The sequence below is a fragment of the Curtobacterium caseinilyticum genome (assembly GCF_030363035.1).
GTDB classification, from domain to species: Bacteria; Actinomycetota; Actinomycetes; order Actinomycetales; family Microbacteriaceae; genus Curtobacterium; species Curtobacterium caseinilyticum.
Genome location: NZ_JAUCMN010000003.1, coordinates 1 through 18098, shown reverse-complemented (window position 1 = coordinate 18098; position 18098 = coordinate 1). Strand labels below are relative to the sequence as shown.

15 protein-coding genes are annotated in these 18098 nt (G+C 72.9%); 10 read left to right on the top strand and 5 right to left on the bottom strand.

All coding sequences use genetic code 11. The features are described 5' to 3' along the window. Window positions 1–21 precede the first annotated feature (21 nt). The 9 genes from QUG93_RS05090 (at window position 22) to QUG93_RS05050 (ending at window position 10597) form a co-directional block, all read left to right on the top strand. A complete protein-coding gene (locus QUG93_RS05090; RefSeq protein ID WP_289472670.1) occupies window positions 22–966 on the top strand; it encodes a DUF3097 domain-containing protein in 945 nt (314 codons plus the stop codon). Window positions 967–1692: 726 nt separating this feature from the next. Then, complete coding sequence (locus QUG93_RS05085) at window positions 1693–2343, top strand: spermidine/putrescine ABC transporter substrate-binding protein (protein ID WP_289472667.1); 651 nt, start codon at window positions 1693–1695, stop codon at window positions 2341–2343. Window positions 2344–2372: 29 nt separating this feature from the next. Further along, window positions 2373–2777: a DUF3054 domain-containing protein gene (locus QUG93_RS05080; protein ID WP_289472666.1), complete on the top strand. Its 405-nt coding sequence runs from the start codon at window positions 2373–2375 to the stop codon at window positions 2775–2777. Window positions 2778–2987: 210 nt separating this feature from the next. Next, window positions 2988–4562 (top strand): inositol monophosphatase family protein, encoded by a 1575-nt coding sequence (locus QUG93_RS05075; protein ID WP_289472664.1) that lies wholly within the window; start codon window positions 2988–2990, stop codon window positions 4560–4562. A gap of 114 nt (window positions 4563–4676) precedes the next feature. Then, on the top strand, window positions 4677–5534 hold the full coding sequence (locus QUG93_RS05070; protein WP_289472662.1) for a hypothetical protein: 858 nt from the start codon (window positions 4677–4679) through the stop codon (window positions 5532–5534). 58 nt (window positions 5535–5592) lie between these two features. Beyond that, a complete protein-coding gene (locus QUG93_RS05065) occupies window positions 5593–6693 on the top strand; it encodes an ATP-binding cassette domain-containing protein (protein WP_289472660.1) in 1101 nt (366 codons plus the stop codon). Continuing rightward, window positions 6690–7532 carry an ABC transporter permease gene (locus QUG93_RS05060; RefSeq protein WP_434533079.1) on the top strand — a complete coding sequence of 281 codons (843 nt, stop codon included), beginning with the start codon at window positions 6690–6692 and terminating at the stop codon, window positions 7530–7532. Before QUG93_RS05065 ends, QUG93_RS05060 begins: the two co-directional genes overlap by 4 nt. A 150-nt stretch (window positions 7533–7682) precedes the next feature. After that, window positions 7683–9584, top strand: a complete 1902-nt coding sequence (locus tag QUG93_RS05055) for an APC family permease (RefSeq protein WP_289473145.1) — start codon at window positions 7683–7685, stop codon at window positions 9582–9584. Beyond that, window positions 9581–10597 carry a DMT family transporter gene (locus tag QUG93_RS05050; RefSeq protein ID WP_289472658.1) on the top strand — a complete coding sequence of 339 codons (1017 nt, stop codon included), beginning with the start codon at window positions 9581–9583 and terminating at the stop codon, window positions 10595–10597. The genes QUG93_RS05055 and QUG93_RS05050 overlap by 4 nt, the downstream gene beginning before the upstream one ends. On the opposite strand, the gene QUG93_RS05045 is transcribed toward QUG93_RS05050, so the two are convergent. Next, window positions 10584–12266, bottom strand: coding sequence for a long-chain-fatty-acid--CoA ligase (locus QUG93_RS05045; protein ID WP_289472656.1), 1683 nt, complete (start codon window positions 12264–12266; stop codon window positions 10584–10586). The two genes, QUG93_RS05050 and QUG93_RS05045, sit on opposite strands and share 14 nt — an antisense overlap. A 59-nt stretch (window positions 12267–12325) precedes the next feature. Between QUG93_RS05045 and QUG93_RS05040 the strand changes: the two genes are divergently transcribed. After that, window positions 12326–13255 (top strand): oxygenase MpaB family protein, encoded by a 930-nt coding sequence (locus QUG93_RS05040; RefSeq protein WP_289472654.1) that lies wholly within the window; start codon window positions 12326–12328, stop codon window positions 13253–13255. A gap of 284 nt (window positions 13256–13539) precedes the next feature. Here the strand turns inward: QUG93_RS05040 and QUG93_RS05035 are convergent, their stop codons facing one another. The 4 genes from QUG93_RS05035 to QUG93_RS05020 all read right to left on the bottom strand — a co-directional run bounded on the left by QUG93_RS05035 (window position 13540) and on the right by QUG93_RS05020 (window position 17266). Continuing rightward, window positions 13540–14724 (bottom strand): aldo/keto reductase, encoded by a 1185-nt coding sequence (locus QUG93_RS05035; protein ID WP_289472652.1) that lies wholly within the window; start codon window positions 14722–14724, stop codon window positions 13540–13542. After that, window positions 14721–15287 carry a TIGR03086 family metal-binding protein gene (locus QUG93_RS05030; RefSeq protein ID WP_289472651.1) on the bottom strand — a complete coding sequence of 189 codons (567 nt, stop codon included), beginning with the start codon at window positions 15285–15287 and terminating at the stop codon, window positions 14721–14723. Before QUG93_RS05030 ends, QUG93_RS05035 begins: the two co-directional genes overlap by 4 nt. Window positions 15288–15976: 689 nt before the next feature. Beyond that, complete coding sequence (locus tag QUG93_RS05025) at window positions 15977–16537, bottom strand: YceI family protein (RefSeq protein ID WP_289472649.1); 561 nt, start codon at window positions 16535–16537, stop codon at window positions 15977–15979. Window positions 16538–16657: 120 nt separating this feature from the next. After that, window positions 16658–17266 carry a putative endonuclease domain-containing protein gene (locus QUG93_RS05020; RefSeq protein ID WP_289472647.1) on the bottom strand — a complete coding sequence of 203 codons (609 nt, stop codon included), beginning with the start codon at window positions 17264–17266 and terminating at the stop codon, window positions 16658–16660. Window positions 17267–18098: the final 832 nt, after the last annotated feature.

Below are 18098 nucleotides of genomic sequence, written 5' to 3'. Positions count from 1 at the left end.
CGTCGACACTACGCTTCCCGGGTGGACGACGACCGGTACGGCAGTGACGTGCTCTCGGGCGACTGGCGCTCGAAGGGCGTGAAGAAGGTGCGGCAGGTGCCGCTCGAGCGCGACATGGTCCTCGAGGACCCGGACTCCGGTTGGGCGGGCGCCGTCGTGGGCCTCGAGGCCGGCAACGTCACCCTGGAGGACTGGAAGGGACGGACCCGCGCGTTCCCCTTCACCGGGCAGTTCCTGCTCGAGGGTGTGCTCGTCACCCTCGGCCGGCCGCAGGCGCCGGTCGGTCGGTCCGGCACCGGTCGTGCGGCCTCGGTCCCGGCAGGTGGTGCGGCCGCCCCGGCCGGGAGGAACGGGGCCGCGCCCGCCGTGCGGCACGCGTCCGACGGCGGTCGCCTCCGAACCGCGTCGGGATCGTTCGCCGTCGAGCAGCAGCGCGCCCGCGTGGCGCTGCCGTCGCGGATCATGGTCGAGGGCCGGCACGACGCCGAACTCGTCGAGAAGGTCTGGGGCACCGACCTCCGCGTCGAGGGCGTCGTCGTCGAGTACCTGGAGGGTGTCGACAACCTCGCCGACGTGCTCGACGAGTTCCGCCCCACGCGTGAGCGCCGCGTCGGGGTGCTCGTCGACCACCTCGTCCCGGGGTCGAAGGAGTCCCGCTTCGCCGAGGCCGTCATGCGCGGGAAGTGGGGCGCGCACGTGCTCGTCGTCGGGCACCCGTTCGTGGACGTCTGGCAGTCGGTGAAGCCGTCGCGCCTCGGCCTCGAGGCGTGGCCGACGATCCCGCGCTCGATCGAGTGGAAGAAGGGCATCTGCCAGCACCTCGGGTGGCCCGCCGAGGAGCAGGCCGACATCGCCCGCGCCTGGCAGCGGATCCTCGGGCAGGTGCGGACCTTCGCCGACCTCGAACCGCAGCTGCTCGGCCGCGTCGAGGAGCTGATCGACTTCGTGACGGAACCGACGGCCTGACCAGGCCGACCGCCTGACCGGGCCGACCGTCTGCACCGCGCTCGCCGCGTGCCGGCGGTGATCCGTGCCTCCCGGCCTCCCGTCGCCCCGCGTGCCCGCGTGCCGACGTGCCTGCGTGCCTGCGTGCTCTGCCTCACCGCGAGCGGGCGGAACCTGCGCGCGTCCGCGTCGGGCGGCAGCCGCTTCCGCCCGTTCGCGCGACCTGCCGCAGCGCGGGACCAGCCGCAGGCCGGGACCAGCCGCAGGCAGGGAGCCGCGTGCAGGCGGTGATGCGAGCCTCCCGGCCTCTTGTCGCCCCGCGTGCCCGCGTGCCCGCGTGCCTGCGCGCTCCGTCTCTCCGCGAGCGGGCGGAACACACGCGCGCCTGCGTCGAGGGCAGCCGCTTCCGCCCGTTCGCGGCGCTCGTGGGAGCGGGCGAGCCCGACCTGCCGTGGCTGGCATCCGCGAACCGCCCCGTGCTCCGCAGCCCCTCGGCCTCGCGCGCGTCCGGGCGGAACGCGCGTGCGCCCGCGTCGGCGGCAGCCGTTTCCGCCCGTTCGCGGTGCTCGTTGGCGCGAAGGGGCGCGGACCGACCGCAGCACGCTCCCACGCGCCGCCCACCCGCCCCTTCGCCTCGTGCGCGAGCGGGCGGAACCGGCGCCTCGTACCCGCCGCGACGGGATGGTTCCGCCCGCTCGTGCCGCGCGGCCTCGGGGCTGGCGGGGGCGACACGCCTAGTGTTGAGGGATGGACGGCATCGACGGTCGCGTGCGCAGCGCAGTCGACGTCTGGCTGCGATGGCTGCCCCGCTGGCAGATCGGGACCGCGCGTCCACGCACCCGGATCTGCCGGAAGTGCACCGGTTCGCCGATCGCGACCGCGGCGGGCTTCGGTCCGGACGTGCCGCACGCCGTCCAGCACGCGCTGATCGGCCGCATCTCGACGATCGTCGAGGACGCCGTCGACGAGTACACCGCGAAGAACCTGCCGCTCCTGCAGCGCGAACTCGAGCGGGCCGCGGCGCGGAAGCGGCACGCGGGGTACCAACCGACCGAGGGCCTGTCACCCGAGTTCCAGGGTCTCGACGTCGACCCCGAGCCCTCACCGGGCGAGCCGTTCCTGTTCACCCTCGACGAGCTGACCGGGACGGGCGCGGGGGAGCCGGCACCCCGGGAGCCGCTGTCGGACGAGGCGAAGGCAGCGCTCCGGCACGAGATCGCGCTCTCGGACGAGTGCGCACGCGCGACGGGGACCGCCGTCTGCCTGGCGCTCGTCGACCACCGACCGCGCATCGCCGAGGCCGTCGAACGGCTCGTGGAGCCGCAGATCGCGGCGCTCGTGTCCGACATGTTCCGCGGGTTCGACGGACCCGAGGCACCACGCGACGGCTTGTTCTGAGCAGCCTCCCCGCGCGGGAGAATGGTGTCGTGACCCGCACCTGGAGCTGGCTGGCAGCCGTCGTCGACATCGTCCTCATCGTGGCCTTCGCGCTGATCGGGCGCTCCTCCCACGCCGAGGCCACTTCGGTCGTCGGGCTGTGGACGACGGCGTACCCGTTCCTGGCGGGGTGGGCCGTCGGCTTCCTGGTCGTCCGCGGGTGGACCCGGCCGCTCCGCCTGTGGCCGACCGGCGTCGTCGTCTGGGTGGCGACCGTCGCGGTCGGCATGCTGCTCCGTGTCCTGACCGGGCAGGGCGACGTCGCCGGCGACCCCCTGCCGCTGTCGTTCGTCCTCGTCGCCACGATCTCGCTCGCGGTGTTCCTGCTCGGCTGGCGCGCGATCGTCGGACCGGTCGTCGCCCGATCGGGTCGCCGGGGGCGCGGCCGGGCCTGACCCGACCGGCGCCGCGGGGGCCGACCGGCCGAGCGATCGGGCACCATCGCGGGAGGGCGTGCCCGGGACCCGGCTCGTCGGGGGCGGCGCGGCCGGCCGGCAGGGCACGATCGCGCGAGGGCGCGGCCGGGCCCCCTCTCGTCGTGCGGTGGCGGGCGCCGTTCACCCGGACGTCACCCGGAGGCCACCCGGTGGCGACACGATGCCGGGATGACGACGCTCGACCGTGCCACCGTCGGACCGGACCGCGACGGGCGCACCGCACGGACCCTCCCGCGGCTCGTGGCACGGCGGGGCGCGCCCCGGGTCCGACGAGAGGACACCCTGCCCGCGATCGCCGTCGCCGAGGCGCTCGGGGCGGACGTCGTCGAGGTCGACGTGCGGCGGACCGCCGACGGGGTCCCCGTGCTCCTGCACGACGAGACGCTCGGACGGCTCTGGGGCGACCCGCGTCGCGTCGCGGAGGTCTCCTGGTGCGACGTCGCCCGTCTCGGCAACGGGCTCGACCGCATCCCGCGCCTCGATGCGGTGCTCGAACGGCTCGACGGGTGCCGGGCGGCACTGCTGCTGCGGGTGGTGGACCCCGCCGACGCCCTCGTCGCCAGCCGCACCGTGAGCGCGTCGACCTGGGGCACGAGGGTGGCCTGGGCGGGCACACCCGATGCGCTCGCCGCGGTCCGTGCGGCGCTGCCGGACGCCGACACGTGGATGCCGTGGGAGTCGCTCGCCGTCCCGACCGCGGCGGACACGGCCGACCTCGGCCCGTCGACCCTCGTGCTCGACGACGTCTTCCTCACGTCGGACACCGTCGCGGCGGCGCACGGCCTCGGACTCGCGGTGGCGGTCCGCACGGTCGACGAGCCGGAACCGGTGCGGTGGGCGGCCCGGCTCGGCGCGGACCTGGTCGCCACCGACGACGTCGCCTCGGCCCGGGCCGTGCTCGCCGGCGGGGAGCGGGACGGCTGGGCGCTCCACGACCGCGAGCCCGGCGAGGAGGAGGTCGCGACCCGCGCGCAGGCGCTCGCGCACCGCATCGCGCACGAGGTCATCGCGTTCACCCGTGAGCACCCGGTCGGCCAGGTGTCCTCGAAGCGGGCCCCGGGCGACCTCGTCACGGACGTGGACCGTGCGGTCGAACGACTCGTGCGCGCGCGCGTGCGTGCCGCCTTCCCGACCCACGGGTTCACCGGCGAGGAGTACGGGGACGCGCCGGGGGACCGGTACCGCTGGTACCTCGACCCGGTCGACGGCACGACGAACCTGGTGAACGGGCTGCCCTGGACCTCGATGTCGCTCTGCCTGACCCGCGGTGGACGTCCGCTCGTGGGCGTCGTCGCGGACCCGTGGCGCGGCGAGGTGCTCGAGGCCAGGCGCGGTCGCGGTGCCGTCCTGCGCGACACACCGCTCCACCTCGACGACACCCCCCGGGCGCTCGCCGGAGCGATCGTCAGTGCGGAGTTCGGCGGACACGGTGCCTGGGTCGGGCTCGGAGCGCTCGTCGAGGCGTTGGCCGAGCGGTCCTGCGCCGTGCGGGTGATGGGGTCGAGCACCCTCACGATCGCCCAGGTCGCCGCCGGGCGCGGCGTCGGAGGTTGCGTCCCTGCGTTCGCCCCGGTCGACCACGGCGCCGCCGTGCTGCTCGTGCACGAGGCCGGCGGCGTGGTCCTGACGCGCAGCGGGCCGGTGGACGGCTTCCCGACCGAGGGCGAACCGTTCCTCGTCGCGCACCCGGGCGCCGCCGACGAGCTGCACGCGGTGTGGTCAGCGGCACTCGGGAGCCGCTGACGCCGCTCTCGGACACTTCTGTGCAGGCGTACAGTCAGCGGTCGTCGCCGCTCCCTAGGGTGGCAGTCGACGGACCGTCCCGACCGGGCCGGACCGCACCGAAGGAGCAACGACATGGGATTCCTCGACCGACTGCTCGGCCGTCCCGACCGTGACCGCGGGCAGCAGGGCCAGTGGGGCCAGCCCCAGCAGCAGACCCCCCAGCAGCCCCAGCAGCAGGGCTACCGGTACGGGCAGCAGTCGTACCAGGTGCCTCCCGTGTCGCAGGGGCAGCCGCAGTACGGCGACCAGCAGTACGGCGCGCCGCAGGGCCAGCAGTACGGTGCGCCGCAGTGGGGCGCACCCGCTCAGCAGGGCGGTGCCCAGCGGCCCGGCGCATCCACCGACGACGAGCGGGCGGTGGAGCGCTACCGGTACCTGCTCCGCACCGCGCCGCCGGAGCGCATCGAGGAGGTCCACGCCGAGGCCTTCGCGACCCTGACGCCCGAGCAACGTCGGATGGTCTACGACGAGTTCACGCGCAGCGCCCCTGACGGCGAGGCCCCGCGCGGCGACGACCCCCGGTCCCTGGCCCAGGCGGCCACCCGGTCCGAGATCCGCCAGCCCGGCTTCATGGAGCGCTCGCTGGGTGGCATGGGCGGCGGGATGGCGGGGCAGCGCGGTGGCGGGCCCTCGTTCGGCCGGATGATCGGCGCCTCGATCCTCGGCACGGTGGCCGGCTACGTCATCGGCTCGGCGATCATGAGCGCCTTCCTGCCCGACCCGGGGTCGTTCGACGGCGGTACCGATGCTGCGGGCGACGGTGGTTCGGAGGACACTGGTGCCGACTCCGGCGACGGCGGCACGACCGACGGCAGCGCAGGCGATGCGGGCGCGTCCGACGGCGGCGGGTTCGAGAGCGCGGGCTGGGGCGACGGCGGAGGAGACTTCGGCGGCGGCTTCGGCGACTTCGGTGGTGACTTCGACGTCTGAGTGACGTCGTCGCTCCCGCCGACCCCCACCACACCGACGTGGCCGACGAGGGAGCGACATGGCCATCATCGAAGCCTCCGGGCTGACCAAGACCTACCGATCGCGGTCGGGCCCGGTGCACGCACTGGCCGGGCTCGACCTGTCCGTCCCCGAGGGCACCGTCACGGCGCTGCTCGGTCCGAACGGCGCCGGGAAGACCACCACCGTGAAGGTGCTCACCACCCTGGTCACCCCGGACGGCGGACGGGCGACCATCGACGGCGTCGACGTCGTCGCCGACCCCCAGGCGACCCGACGGTCGATCGGGGTGTCGGGGCAGTACGCCGCGGTCGACGAGAACCTGACCGGTGCCGAGAACCTCGAGATGATCGGGCGCCTGTACCACCTCGGCCGGCGCACGGCCCGACGGCGGGCGCGCGAGCTCATCGAGGTCTTCGACCTGTCCGAGGCGGGTGACCGACCCGTGAAGGGCTTCTCCGGCGGCATGCGGCGGCGCATCGACCTCGCCGGCGCGCTCGTGACCAACCCGCGGGTGCTGTTCCTCGACGAGCCGACGACCGGGCTGGACCCGCGGAGCCGCTCGGCGCTCTGGGGCATCATCGAGGGGCTCGTGGCCGACGGCGCGACGGTGCTCCTCACCACGCAGTACCTGGAGGAGGCCGACCAGCTCGCCGACGACATCGCCGTCATCGACGACGGCCGGGTCATCGCCGAGGGCACCGCCGACCAGCTCAAGGCACAGGTGGGCGGCCACCGGGTGGTGGTCACCCTGGTCGACGAGGACGACCGGGAGGCCGTGGTCACCACCCTGCGTCGGCACGGCGTCGGTGACGTGGAGACGTCGGCCGACGGACGCACCTCCGGCATCGCCGTCGACGCGGGTCCCGTGGCACTGCAGCGGGTGCTCGCCGACCTCGGCGAGGCGGGCATCCGCCTGCACGACGCCGGCATGCGGCGGCCGACCCTGGACGACGTCTTCCTGCGCCTGACCGGGCACGCCGCCACGTCGGGGGACGGGGACGGGGACGCGGACGGGGGCCGGGGCGGGGACGTGCCGGACGGGGGCGGCGGGGCGGGCGCAGGGCGGGCCTCCAGGCCGGGTCGGCGTGACCACGCGACCGACGAGACCACGGATGCTGCCCCGGAGCGTGTCCGGTGACCGCCGTCGACACGCGGCAGCAGCTGCCGGTCGTGGTCACCGCGCCCCTGGCAGTGTGGTTCGAGGACGGCTGGACCGTCACGAAGCGGAACCTGACGAAGATCAAGCGGTCGCCCGACATGCTCGTGTTCGCCGTCCTGCAGCCGATCATGTTCGTCCTGCTCTTCAGCCAGGTCTACGGCGGGGCGATCCAGGTGCGGGGGACCGACTACACGCAGTTCCTGATGGCCGGGATCTTCGCGCAGACCGTGGTGTTCGGGGCGACCTTCTCGGGGTCGGCGATGGCGCAGGACCTGAAGGAGGGACTGATCGACCGGTTCCGCACCCTGCCGATGTCGGCGTCCGCGGTGCTCGTCGGCCGGACCAACTCCGATCTCGTGCTCAACGGGATCTCGATGGTGATCATGATGGCGACGGGCCTCGCGGTGGGGTGGCGCGTGCAGTCCGCGCCGCACGAGTTCCTGGCCGGGATCGCGCTGCTGCTGCTGTTCAGCTACGCGTTCAGCTGGGTGATGGCGCTGCTCGGGATGAGCGTCCGCACGCCCGAGGTGATCAACAACGCGTCGTTCATGATCCTGTTCCCGCTGACGTTCATCTCGAACGCCTTCGTGCCGAGCGACACCATGCCGCTCGTGCTGCGGGTGTTCGCGGAGTGGAACCCGGTGTCGTCGCTCGTGCAGGCCGCGCGCGAGCTCTTCGGCAACGTCGGGACCGCCCCGGTGCCCGACGTCTGGACGATGCAGCACCCCGTCCTGACCGTGCTGGTCGGCATCGTGGTGATGCTCGTCGTGTTCGTCCCGCTGGCCGTCCGGAAGTACACGCGGATCAGCGCGGGGTGATCCGCCGTCCACAGCCCTGAGCAGGGGGTCTCCGGCAGCCACCTCGACCGCTTACCATCGACTCTCGTGACCGCGACCGAAGCCGAGCGCACCGCCCAGCGCGGTGGCCCCGAGCGACCCTCCGACCGCGGCGTCCGGCTGCGCCGTTGGATGCTGGACGGTGCCGACCAGGGCGCCTCGCACCAGGGGCCCCACCAGGTCGAGGTCGAGAAGACCCACTCGTGGTGGCGGGTGATGTGCCTGACCGGTGTCGACTACTTCTCGACGCTCGGGTACCAGCCGGCGATCGCCGCGCTCGCCGCGGGCCTGCTGTCGCCGATCGCGACGATCGTGCTCGTGCTCGTGACGCTGTTCGGTGCCCTGCCCGTGTACCGCCGGGTGGCGTCGGACAGCTTCAAGGGCGCCGGGTCGATCATGATGCTCGAGAAGCTCCTGCCGTGGTGGGCGGGGAAGCTCTTCGTGCTCGTGCTGCTCGGGTTCGCGGTGACGGACTTCATGATCACGATGACGCTGTCGGCAGCGGACGCCACGGCGCACATCGCCGAGAACCCGTTCACGCCGCACTGGTTCACCGAGATCCCGGTGCCGATCACGCTCGTGCTGCTGCTCCTGCTCGGCATCGTGTTCCTCCGCGGCTTCAAGGAGGCGATCGGCATCGCCGTCGGCCTCGTCGCGGTGTTCCTCGCGCTCAACGCGGTCGTGGTCGGGGTGGCGCTCTGGCACGTCTTCGAGCGGCCCGTCGTCGCGAGCGACTGGTGGTCGAACCTGACCGCACAGCACAGCAACCCGCTCGTGATGATCGGGATCGCGCTCGTGGTCTTCCCGAAGCTGGCGCTCGGTCTGTCCGGCTTCGAGACCGGCGTCGCGGTGATGCCACAGGTGCGTGGCGACGCGCGCGACGACCCGAGCGGCCGGCCCGAGGGGCGGATCCGGGGCACGAAGCGGCTGCTCACCACCGCGGCGATCATCATGAGCACGTTCCTCATCACGTCGTCGATCGCCACCACGTTCCTCATCCCGCAGCACGAGTTCCAGCCCGGCGGTGGTGCGAACGGCCGGGCGCTGGCGTTCCTCGCGCACGAGTACCTCGGCAACGTGTTCGGCTCGGTGTACGACATCTCCACCGTGGCCATCCTGTGGTTCGCCGGTGCGAGTGCGATGGCGGGGCTGCTCAACCTCGTTCCGCGGTTCCTGCCGCGCTACGGCATGGCACCGCAGTGGGCGCGGGCGACCCGGCCGCTCGTCATCATCTTCACGCTGACCGCCTTCGCGATCACGGTCATGTTCGAGGCGGACGTCGACGCCCAGGGCGGCGCGTACGCGACCGGTGTCCTCGTGCTCATCACGAGTGCCGCCGTCGCGGTGACGCTGTCCGCCCGCCGTCGGCAGCAGCGGAAACGGACGATCGGTTTCGGCGTCATCGCCGTCGTCTTCGTCTACACGACGGTGGCGAACGTCATCGAACGGCCCGACGGTGTCCGCATCGCGGCGGTCTTCATCATCGCGATCGTCGTCGTGTCCCTCGTGTCGCGGGTGCGCCGCTCGTTCGAGCTCCGCGCGTCGTCGATCGAGCTCGACGCCGTCGCCCGGCAGTTCATCGAGGCTGACGCCGACCAGTTCAGCTCGGTCTGCATCATCGCCAACGAGCCGGGCGCCGGCACCGCCGAGGCGTACCGGTCGAAGGGGCGCGAGGAACGTCGTGACTCGGGCATCCCGGCGCGCGTGCCGACGATGTTCCTCGAGGTCCTGCCCGCCGACTCCTCCGACTTCGAGGAGGACCTGGTCGTCGAGGGCCACGTCGTCCAGGGACACCGTGTGCTGCGGGTCCGGTCCGGCAACGTCCCGAACACGATCGCGTCGACGTTGCTCGCGGTCCGGGACATCGCGGGCGTGGTGCCAAGCATCTACTTCGAGTGGAACGAGGGGAGTCCGATCCGGAACGCCCTGCGCTTCGTCTTCACCGGCGTCGGTGACGTCGCACCGGTCACGCGCGAGGTCCTGCGTGAGGCCGAACCGGACGTGAACCGCAGGCCGACCGTCCACGTGTCGTGACCGACGGGGCGGCCGTGGCGCGTTCCTCCCGGCCGACCGGCGGGGTGGCCGCGGTGCTCGTCGCCGCCGCCGTCTGGGGGACGACGGGGACCGCGACGCACTTCGCCCCCGGCGTGCCGGCCGTCGTCTTCGGGGCCGTGACCTTCGGGCTGGGCGGGCTCCTGCTCGCGGCGACGACGGGGCGTTCGACGCTCCGCGCGCTGACCCGTCCGGGTGCGCGGCGGTGGGTGGTCCTCGGGGCCGTGTCGCTGGTCGTCTACGCGGTCGCGTTCTACGCGGCGCTCGCCGATGCCGGGGTGTCGCTCGGCACCACCGTGGCCATCGGGTCCTCGCCGCTGTTCGCGGGTCTCGTCGAGTGGGTGGGGGACGCCCGGCGGGTCACCGGCAAATGGGTCCTCGCCACCCTGGTGAGCGTGGCCGGCATGGTCGTCGTGACGCTCGCGCGGTCCGAGGGGGACGGAAGTGGCGCGTTGTTGCTCGGGCTGGGCAGCGCGCTCCTCGCCGGGCTGACGTACGCGACGTACTCGTGGGCGGTGGCGCGCGGGATGCGTGCTGCGCCGTCGGCGGTGCGCGTGCCGCTGCCGGTACCCGGGTCGGCGCCGGCCCCGGGTGGCCGAGGCGGCCGATCCGGGCAGGGCGTGATCGGTGCGGTGTTCGGGCTCGCAGCGGTCCCGCTCGTGGTGCTCGCGATCGTCACGGGACGGGACGCCCTCGTGGTCGGGTCGAACTGGCCGGTGTTCCTCTGGCTGGCGCTCGTGCCGACGGTGCTCGGGCACTCGCTGTACGCGGTCGGGCTCCGGCGGGTCAGCGCCTCGGTGGCGACGGTGCTGTCGCTGTTCGAACCCGTGGTCGCCGCGGTGCTCGCCGTGCTCGTCGTGGGGGAGCGGCTCGGCGTGGTCGGCTGGTCCGGCATCGGGCTCGTCGTCGCCGGGCTCGCCCTGCTCGCGCTGCCGAGCAGGGCGGGGGCCGCCGGGGGCGACCCGGCGGCACCCGGGCCCGCTACTTCGCGGTGATCTGGTCGCGCACCTTGCGGCGCAGCACCTTCCCGATCATCGAGCGGGGCAGGTCCTCGACCACGACGATCCGCCGCGGCACCTTGTAGGCCGCCAGCTGGTCGCGGGACCACGCGCGCAGGGCCTCGGCGTCGAAGGTCCCCGGGTCCTTCGGCACGACGGCGGCGACGACCTGCTCGTTGCCGGCCTGGGTGATGCCGACGACCGCGACCTCGCGGACGCTGGGGTGCTTGAGCAGGGCGTCCTCGACCTCGGACGGCGAGACGTTGAAGCCGCCGGTGATGATGAGCTCCTTGAGCCGGTCGACGATGCTGACGAAGCCGTCGGCGTCGATCGACACGACGTCGCCGGTGCGGAACCAGCCGTCGGGGGTGAAGACCTCGTCGGTGGCCTCGGCCTTGCCCCAGTACCCCCGGAACACCTGCGGCCCGCGCACCTGGAGCTCGCCGGCCTCGCCCGTGCCGAGCACCTTCGTCTGGTCGTCCGGGTCCACGACACGGGCCTCGGTGGAGGACAGCGGCAGGCCGACCGCGCCGAGGCGCCGTTCCGGTGAGACCGGGTTCGCCATGAGCACGGGGGAGCACTCGGACAGCCCGTAGCCCTCGACCAGGTAGCCACCGGTGCGGGCCTCCCACGGCTCGACGACGCTCTGCGACAGGGGCATCGCGCCGGAGATGCCGATCTCGATTCCCTGCAGCGAGACCTTCGCCGAGTCGGCGGCGTGCTGCAGCCGCGTGTAGATCGGCGGCACGGCCGGCAGGAACGTCGGCGGGTGCTTCTTCATCGCCTTGAGCACGAGGGCCGGGTCGAACGCCGGGAAGAGCACGAGCCGCGAGGCCATGCTCATCGCGAAGGTCAGGCAGAGCGTCAGCCCGTAGGCGTGGAACATCGGCAGCACCGCGTAGACCGTGTTGTCGCCGCGCCGGATCGTCGGCACCCACGCCCGAGCCTGGGCGGCGTTGGCGAGCAGGTTGCGGTGGCTGAGGACAGCACCCTTCGGCACACCCGTCGTGCCGGACGTGTACTGGATGAGCGCGACGTCGTCCGTCACCGGTCGCGGGTGGCGCTTCGCGAGCTTCCGGGTCGACACCAGGTCGTCCCACTTCGTCGTGCCGCGGACCGTCGTCGTCAGCTTCGCGCGGGACTCGCGGGCCTTCGCGACCGGCAGCGCGAGCGCGATCCGGGTGGCGCGCGGCATGGCACGCGTCAGGTCGACCGAGACGATCGCGTCGAGCGCGAGGTCGGCGGGGAAGTCCTGCAGCGTCGCGACCGACTTGTCCCACGCGATCGCGACCTTCGCGCCGTGGTCCTCGAACTGGTGGCGTAGCTCGCGCGCCGTGTAGAGCGGGTTGTGCTCGACGACGATCGCACCGAGCCGGAGCACCGCGTAGAAGGCGACGACGTGCTGCGGGCAGTTCGGCAGCACGATCGCCACGCGGTCGCCCGCGCCGACGCCGAGCTTGCGGAGGCCGTTCGCGGCGCGGAGGATCTGCTCCTCGAGGTCGGCGTACGACGTCGTCCTGCCGAAGAACTCGAGCGCCACCCTCCCCGGGAAGCTCCGCGCGGACCCCTCCACGATGTCGTACAGGGAGCCCGTGGGCTCGTCGATGTCGTGCGGGACCCCCGGGGCGTACGAGGCAAGCCAGGGACGAGGCGTGTCGATGCTCACCCGGCCAACCTACCTGCGACGCGCGGCGCACTGTCAGGGGCACGACGGACGATGGGCGCATGCCCTCCGTGTCCGATGCGTTCCGGTCCCGCCTCAACGACACCTTCACCAACGGCGCGACCGAGCGGCCAGCCTGGATCGACGAGCTCGAACAGGGCTCCGACGCCGGCTTCTTCGGTCCCGGTTCCGCGACCTGGGCGGTGCACGGCGGCAACCACACCGTGCTCGCCGGGGTCCGGGCACTGCTCGTGCAGGCGCTCCACCCGGGCGCGCTCGCGGGGGTCGCGGACCACTCCCGGTACCGCGAGGACCCGTTCGGCCGGCTCGCGGGCACCATCCGGTGGATCTACACCGTGTCGCACGGTGACACGCAGCAGGCCACGCACGCCAGCCAGTGGGTGCGGAAGCTCCACGAGCGCGTCGTCGGCGAGTACGTCGACGGGCACGGCGTCACGAAGCCGTACGCGGCGAACGACCCGGACCTGGCGCGGTGGGTGCACCTGGCCTTCACCGACGCCTTCCTCCGCAGCGCGCAGCTCTGGGGGGAGCCGATCCCCGGTGGTGCCGACGCCTACGTGCGCGAGTGGGCGATCGCCGGACGGTTGATGGGTGTCGAGGACGCTCCCGAGTCCGACGCCGAGCTCCGCGAGCAGATGAACGGCTACCTCGACCGCGGGGAGCTCAAGGCCGACGCCCGCACGCACGACGTCGTGCGCTTCATCAAGGACCCGCCGGTCGCCAGGTTGCTGCGGCCCGGCTACCGGGCGCTGTTCGACGGTGCGGTCGCGTCGCTCGACCCGCGCCACCGCTCGATGCTCGGCCTGCGGACGCCCGCGGTCGGCCCGGTCGAGCTGCCCGTCCGCCGGGTCGCGGGCGTGGTGCTCGACGGGATCGGTGCGGTGCTCGGGACCACCCCCGGGACGGAGCGCGCAGCGCTCGTCCGCATCGCGCGGCTGGACGAGGCTGCGCGGCAGGACGCGACGGGCTGAGCCGTCCCGCGGGACGCGACGGCCGGAGCCGTCCCCCTGGGCGCGACGGCTTGCGGCGCCCGGGGACGCGACGGCTTGCGGCGCCCCTTGGGCGCGACGGCTTGCGGCGACCCCGGGAGGCGACGGCCTGCGGGGCCCCGGGACGCGACGGCCTGCGGCGCCCCTTGGGCGCGACGGCCCGCGGCGCCCCGGGGCATGTGGGCGGAGTGGCCGGAGCGTGACCACGGACGGACGGGAGGCCCGGTGCCAGCTGGTACCGGGCCTCCCGTTCGTCACGTGGTGTGTCAGAAACCGGACGGCACCCGAGGTGTGTACGCGGACTCGAGTCGCGACACCTCGTCGGCGGTGAGCTCGATGCCGACGGCGGCGACCGCGTCGTCGATGTGGTGCTCCTTCGTCGCGCCGATGATCGGCGCAGTGACGGCGGGCTTGCCGGCGACCCATGCGAGGGCGATCTGCGCCATGCTCGCGCCGCGGGCCTCTGCGACCTGCTGCACCGCGTCGACGATCGCGCGGTTCGCGTCCTCGTCCTGGCGGTAGAGCGTCTTGCCGAACTCGTCGGTGCCCGAGCGGCTGCCGGAGCCCTGCGCGTCCCACGGTCGGGTGACCTTGCCGCGGGCGAGCGGGCTCCACGGGATCACGCCGACGCCCGTCGCCTGCGCGAACGGGTGCATCTCGCGCTCCTCCTCGCGTTCGAGCAGGTTGTACTGGTCCTGCATGCTCACGAACTTCGTCCACCCGTGTAGTTCCGCGGCGTGCTGCATCTGCGCGAACTGCCACGTCCACATGCTGCTGGCGCCGATGTAGCGGGCCTTCCCGGCCTTGACGACGTCGTGCAGGGCCTCCATCGTCTCCTCGACCGGCGTGTGCGGGTCGAAGCGGTGGATCTGGTACAGGTCGACGTAGTCGGTGCCGAGCCGGGTGAGCGACGCGTCGATCTCGTGCATGATCGCGGCGCGGGAGAGGCCCGCGCCGTTGGGGCCGGGGCGCATGCGGTTGAACACCTTCGTGAAGACCTGGACCTGCTCACGCGGGGCGATCTCCTTGAGGAGCTGGCCGGTGATCTCCTCGCTCGATCCGGCGGAGTACACGTTGGCCGTGTCGAACGCGGTGATGCCGGCCTCGTGGGCGCGGCGCACGAACGGGCGGGCCTCGTCGATGTCGACGCTCCACGGGTGCGCGCCCTGGTCCGGCTTGCCGTACGACATCATGCCGAGGACGATCCGGCTGACCTCGAGCCCGGTGTTCCCGAGGCGGGTGGTGGGGACGGCATCGCGGGGGGTGTTCCCGCTGCCGTCCGCGCTGCCGTTCCCGCCCGCTGGTGCCGAGCGGGCGTTGCCTGCTGCGTTCGTGCTGGTGCTGGGTGCGTTTCCGCCCGCTGGTGCCGAGCGGGCGTTGTCTGCTGCGTTCGTGCTGGTCTCCCCGAGCGTTTCGCCCGCCGGGGTCGAGTGGGCTGGATCTGCGGTCATGCGTTCACCCTGGCATCGCGCCCTGTGACGGCGAGCAGGCGCACCTGCAGCGGTGCTCCGTCGTCGACCTCGACGGGGGCGGCGTAGAGACCCGTCGCCGCGAGGTCCTCGATCTGCGGCTCGAAGTACTCCCACACGGCCCGGACGAGCTCGTCCGGCAGCGTCTCATCGGTCCCGGTGGCGCGCGCCAGATCCCACGTGTGGATGGTGATGTCGCTCGTCTGCTCCGTGAGGTACTCCTGAGCGCGGACGACGTCGGAGCTCAGGTGCACGGGCGTGTCAGCGGGCGCATTGCGCCAGGCCTCGGACGCATCGGACGCGAACTTCGCCCACTCGGCGGCGAGGTCCGTGCCGATCGGCTCGAGGTCCGCCTCGGCCTGGGCGTAGTCGCACCCCGTGAGGAGCTTCGGGATCCACCGCTGCTCGTCGATGACGTGCGTGACCAGGTCGCGGGTCGTCCACTCCGAGTCCGGGGTGGGGGCGTCCCAGTCGGTCACGGCGGCGACGCGGCGGCCGAACTCGGCTGCGGCGAGGGACTGCAGCGCGATCCAGTCGGTGGCCATGGTGGTGCTCCTCATTCGTCGGGACGGGTGTCGGGTGTCGGGTGCAACGGGGCCCGCGAGCGGGCGATTCCCATGCCCGGGCGTACGACACCGTACGCCCGCTCGTGCTCTCGAAGCGATCGCGGATGAGGGATCGAGCCTCGGACGCGAGGTCTGGGCACGGGAGCGCCCGTCTTCCGTGCCGTGAGCGGGCGGAAACCGCGAAGAAAGCGCCCCGCGCACCGCAGCGAACGCCCGCTCGCGGTGCGCGGCGCTCGCGGTTGCGCGGCGCTCGCGGTTGCGCGTGCGCGGCGCTCGCGTGCACGTCACATGTAAGCGAGCGCGCGAGCGGGCGGAACCGGAAGCCAGGAGCTCCGTTCTCCGCAGGATCTGCCCGCTCGAGCTCGGGCCGCCGCAGGGCGTTGCGACCGTTCCTCGTGGCTCGGTGCAACGGCGAGATCCTCTCCGCTCGCGGTGCGCAGGGACAGCCCGCTCGCGGTGCGCAGGGACAGCCCGCTCGCAATTCGGTCGCTCGTGCTCGGGAAGCCCCTGTCCATGTGCGGGCCAAGCCCCGGGAACGCGGACGGCCCGGCTCCGTGGGGGTGGAGCCGGGCCGTCCGCCGGGTACTGCAGGTGCGCTTGTTCGGTGTCCCCGGCCGTCAGCGCCGCAGACGAGCGGAGCCGGCGACCGTGGTCGAGGAGTCGGGAGGTCAGGCCGCCTGGAGGACGAACTGCACGTCGAGGTTGATGGTGACGTCGTTGCCGAGCGTGAAGCCACCGGCCTCGAGCGCGGCGTTCCAGTTCACGCCGAACTCGGTGCGGTCGATCTTGGTCGTCGCCTCGGCACCGAGCTTGACCTGGCCGTAGCCGTCGGTGGTGACGCCGCCGAACTCGGTCTTGAGCGTGACGTTCTTGGTGACACCACGCAGCGAGAGCTCGCCGTCGATGAGCATGTCGTCGCCGTCCTCGCGGATGCCGGTCGACTTGAAGGTCATCTGCGGGTGCTCCTCGGTGAGGAAGAAGTCGCCCGTCGCGAGGTGCTGGTCGCGCTGCGCCTGGTTCGTGTTGATGCTCGCAACGTCGATCGAGGCCTCGAGGGTCGTGTCGAGGGGGTTCTCGGCGGTGACGAGCGTCGCGTCGAAGCGCTCGAAGGAGCCCTTGACCTTGCTGATCGCGAGGTGGCGGACCGAGAAGGTGACCTCCGAGTGGGTCGGGTCGATCTTCCAGGTGCCGGTCTGGTAGCCGGGGATGGCGGAAGCGGTGAGCGTCATGGTGACTCCTTACGAGAGCGTGGTCTGCGATTCCCGAGCAGGCACGAACGACTTCATGCGCCTGCATCGATCTGATGCTAGCCCATTCTGCACCCGATTGGTTGAAGCGTCAACCAATGTTCACGAGAACGTTGCGACGGGATCTCGGGAACGTGTGTCGTGCCTCCCGGCTGTTCCTGTCGCCAGCAGCCGTCGGATGCGGCGCGCGAACCCGTCGGCCAGGAGGCCGACGTCCTCGGATGTGGCGCGCACGAGCCACCAGTCCACGTCCTTGAGGTTCTCGCCGCGTGACAGGTCCTTGCGGAACGTCACCGGATCAGTGCGGTGGAGGTCGCTCTCGTACTCGATGGCGACCCGCGCGTTGGGGTACGCGAGGTCGACGCACGCCACCCACCGCCCGTCGACGATCACGTCGTGGTTCAGCTCCGGTTGCGGGAGCCCCCGACGGACGAGCGCCAGACGCAGCCGGGTCTCGCCCGGACTCCGTGCGCCGGGTCGGATCTCGGCGAGGGCCGCGCGCGCTCTGCGGATGCCCCTCGAGCCGCGGTGCCGGCGCACGGCGGCGGCGAGTTCTGCTGGTGTGCACCAGTTGAGCCACCCGACCAGCGCGTCGCCGACGACGATCAGCTCGTCCGTCGAGAGCAGTCGAGCGAGCATGACGAACGTCGTTGCCGGATCGATGATCGGCGTCGTTAAGGACCGGACGATGCTGGCGCGATCCGCTCGCACGCGGTGGCCGACCGTTCCGCGGACGCGGATGGCCTGGTCCTTCCCGATGGTCGTGACGTGGACGAGACGCGCTTCTTCGAGTCGTCGGGGGAGCGGGATTCCCAAGAGGTGCGCGGCGGTGGTGTGACTGAAGGCCTGGTCGGACCGAAGTCGCGGGGCGACTGCGAGAGCGCGTTCGGCGTGCGTGCGCGGCGGGGTCCAGCAGCGTGTTCCGTGGAAGGGGCGGAACAGGCGCCGTGAGCGGAGACAGGACGCTTCGACGCCGCGCTGGAGTGCCTCGCGGACACGGAAGAGGCGCCGCCGGAGGGCTGCTGGGAAGCGGTCTGCGAGGTCCATGCCGGCAGCGTGACAGGGTGCGTGCCCGCCGCGTCGACCGTCCGCGGGGACTGTGGAGAGCGTTCCGCCGGGCCGGGGTGTGGAGGGACCACGCCGGCTCGACGGAGCGCGGTGACCGATGGCGAGGGCAGATCACGCGGGCGGGCACGCGGGCTGGGCGGAACCGGCCGGGGGCGCAAGCGCGCAATGCGGGCTTCGCCCGCTCCTGTCGGCCGACTGTGGCAGAGCGCCCACGCTCGTCCGGGCGGCCGGGGCGTGTGCGGGACCGAGCGGGTGGAAGCGGGTTGGGTTGGGAGGCGCGTGGTGCGTGTTCCGCCCGCTCGCGGGACGGTCAAGGTGGCTGGGGCGTGCGTGCGGGACCGAGCGGGTGGAAGCGGGTCGGGTCGGGAGGCGCGTGGTGCGTGTTCCGCCCGCTCGCGCCGCGCCGCGCCGCGCCGCGCCGCATCGCACCGCGCCGCGCCGCTCGCGCCGCGCCGCGCCGCATCGCACCGCGCCG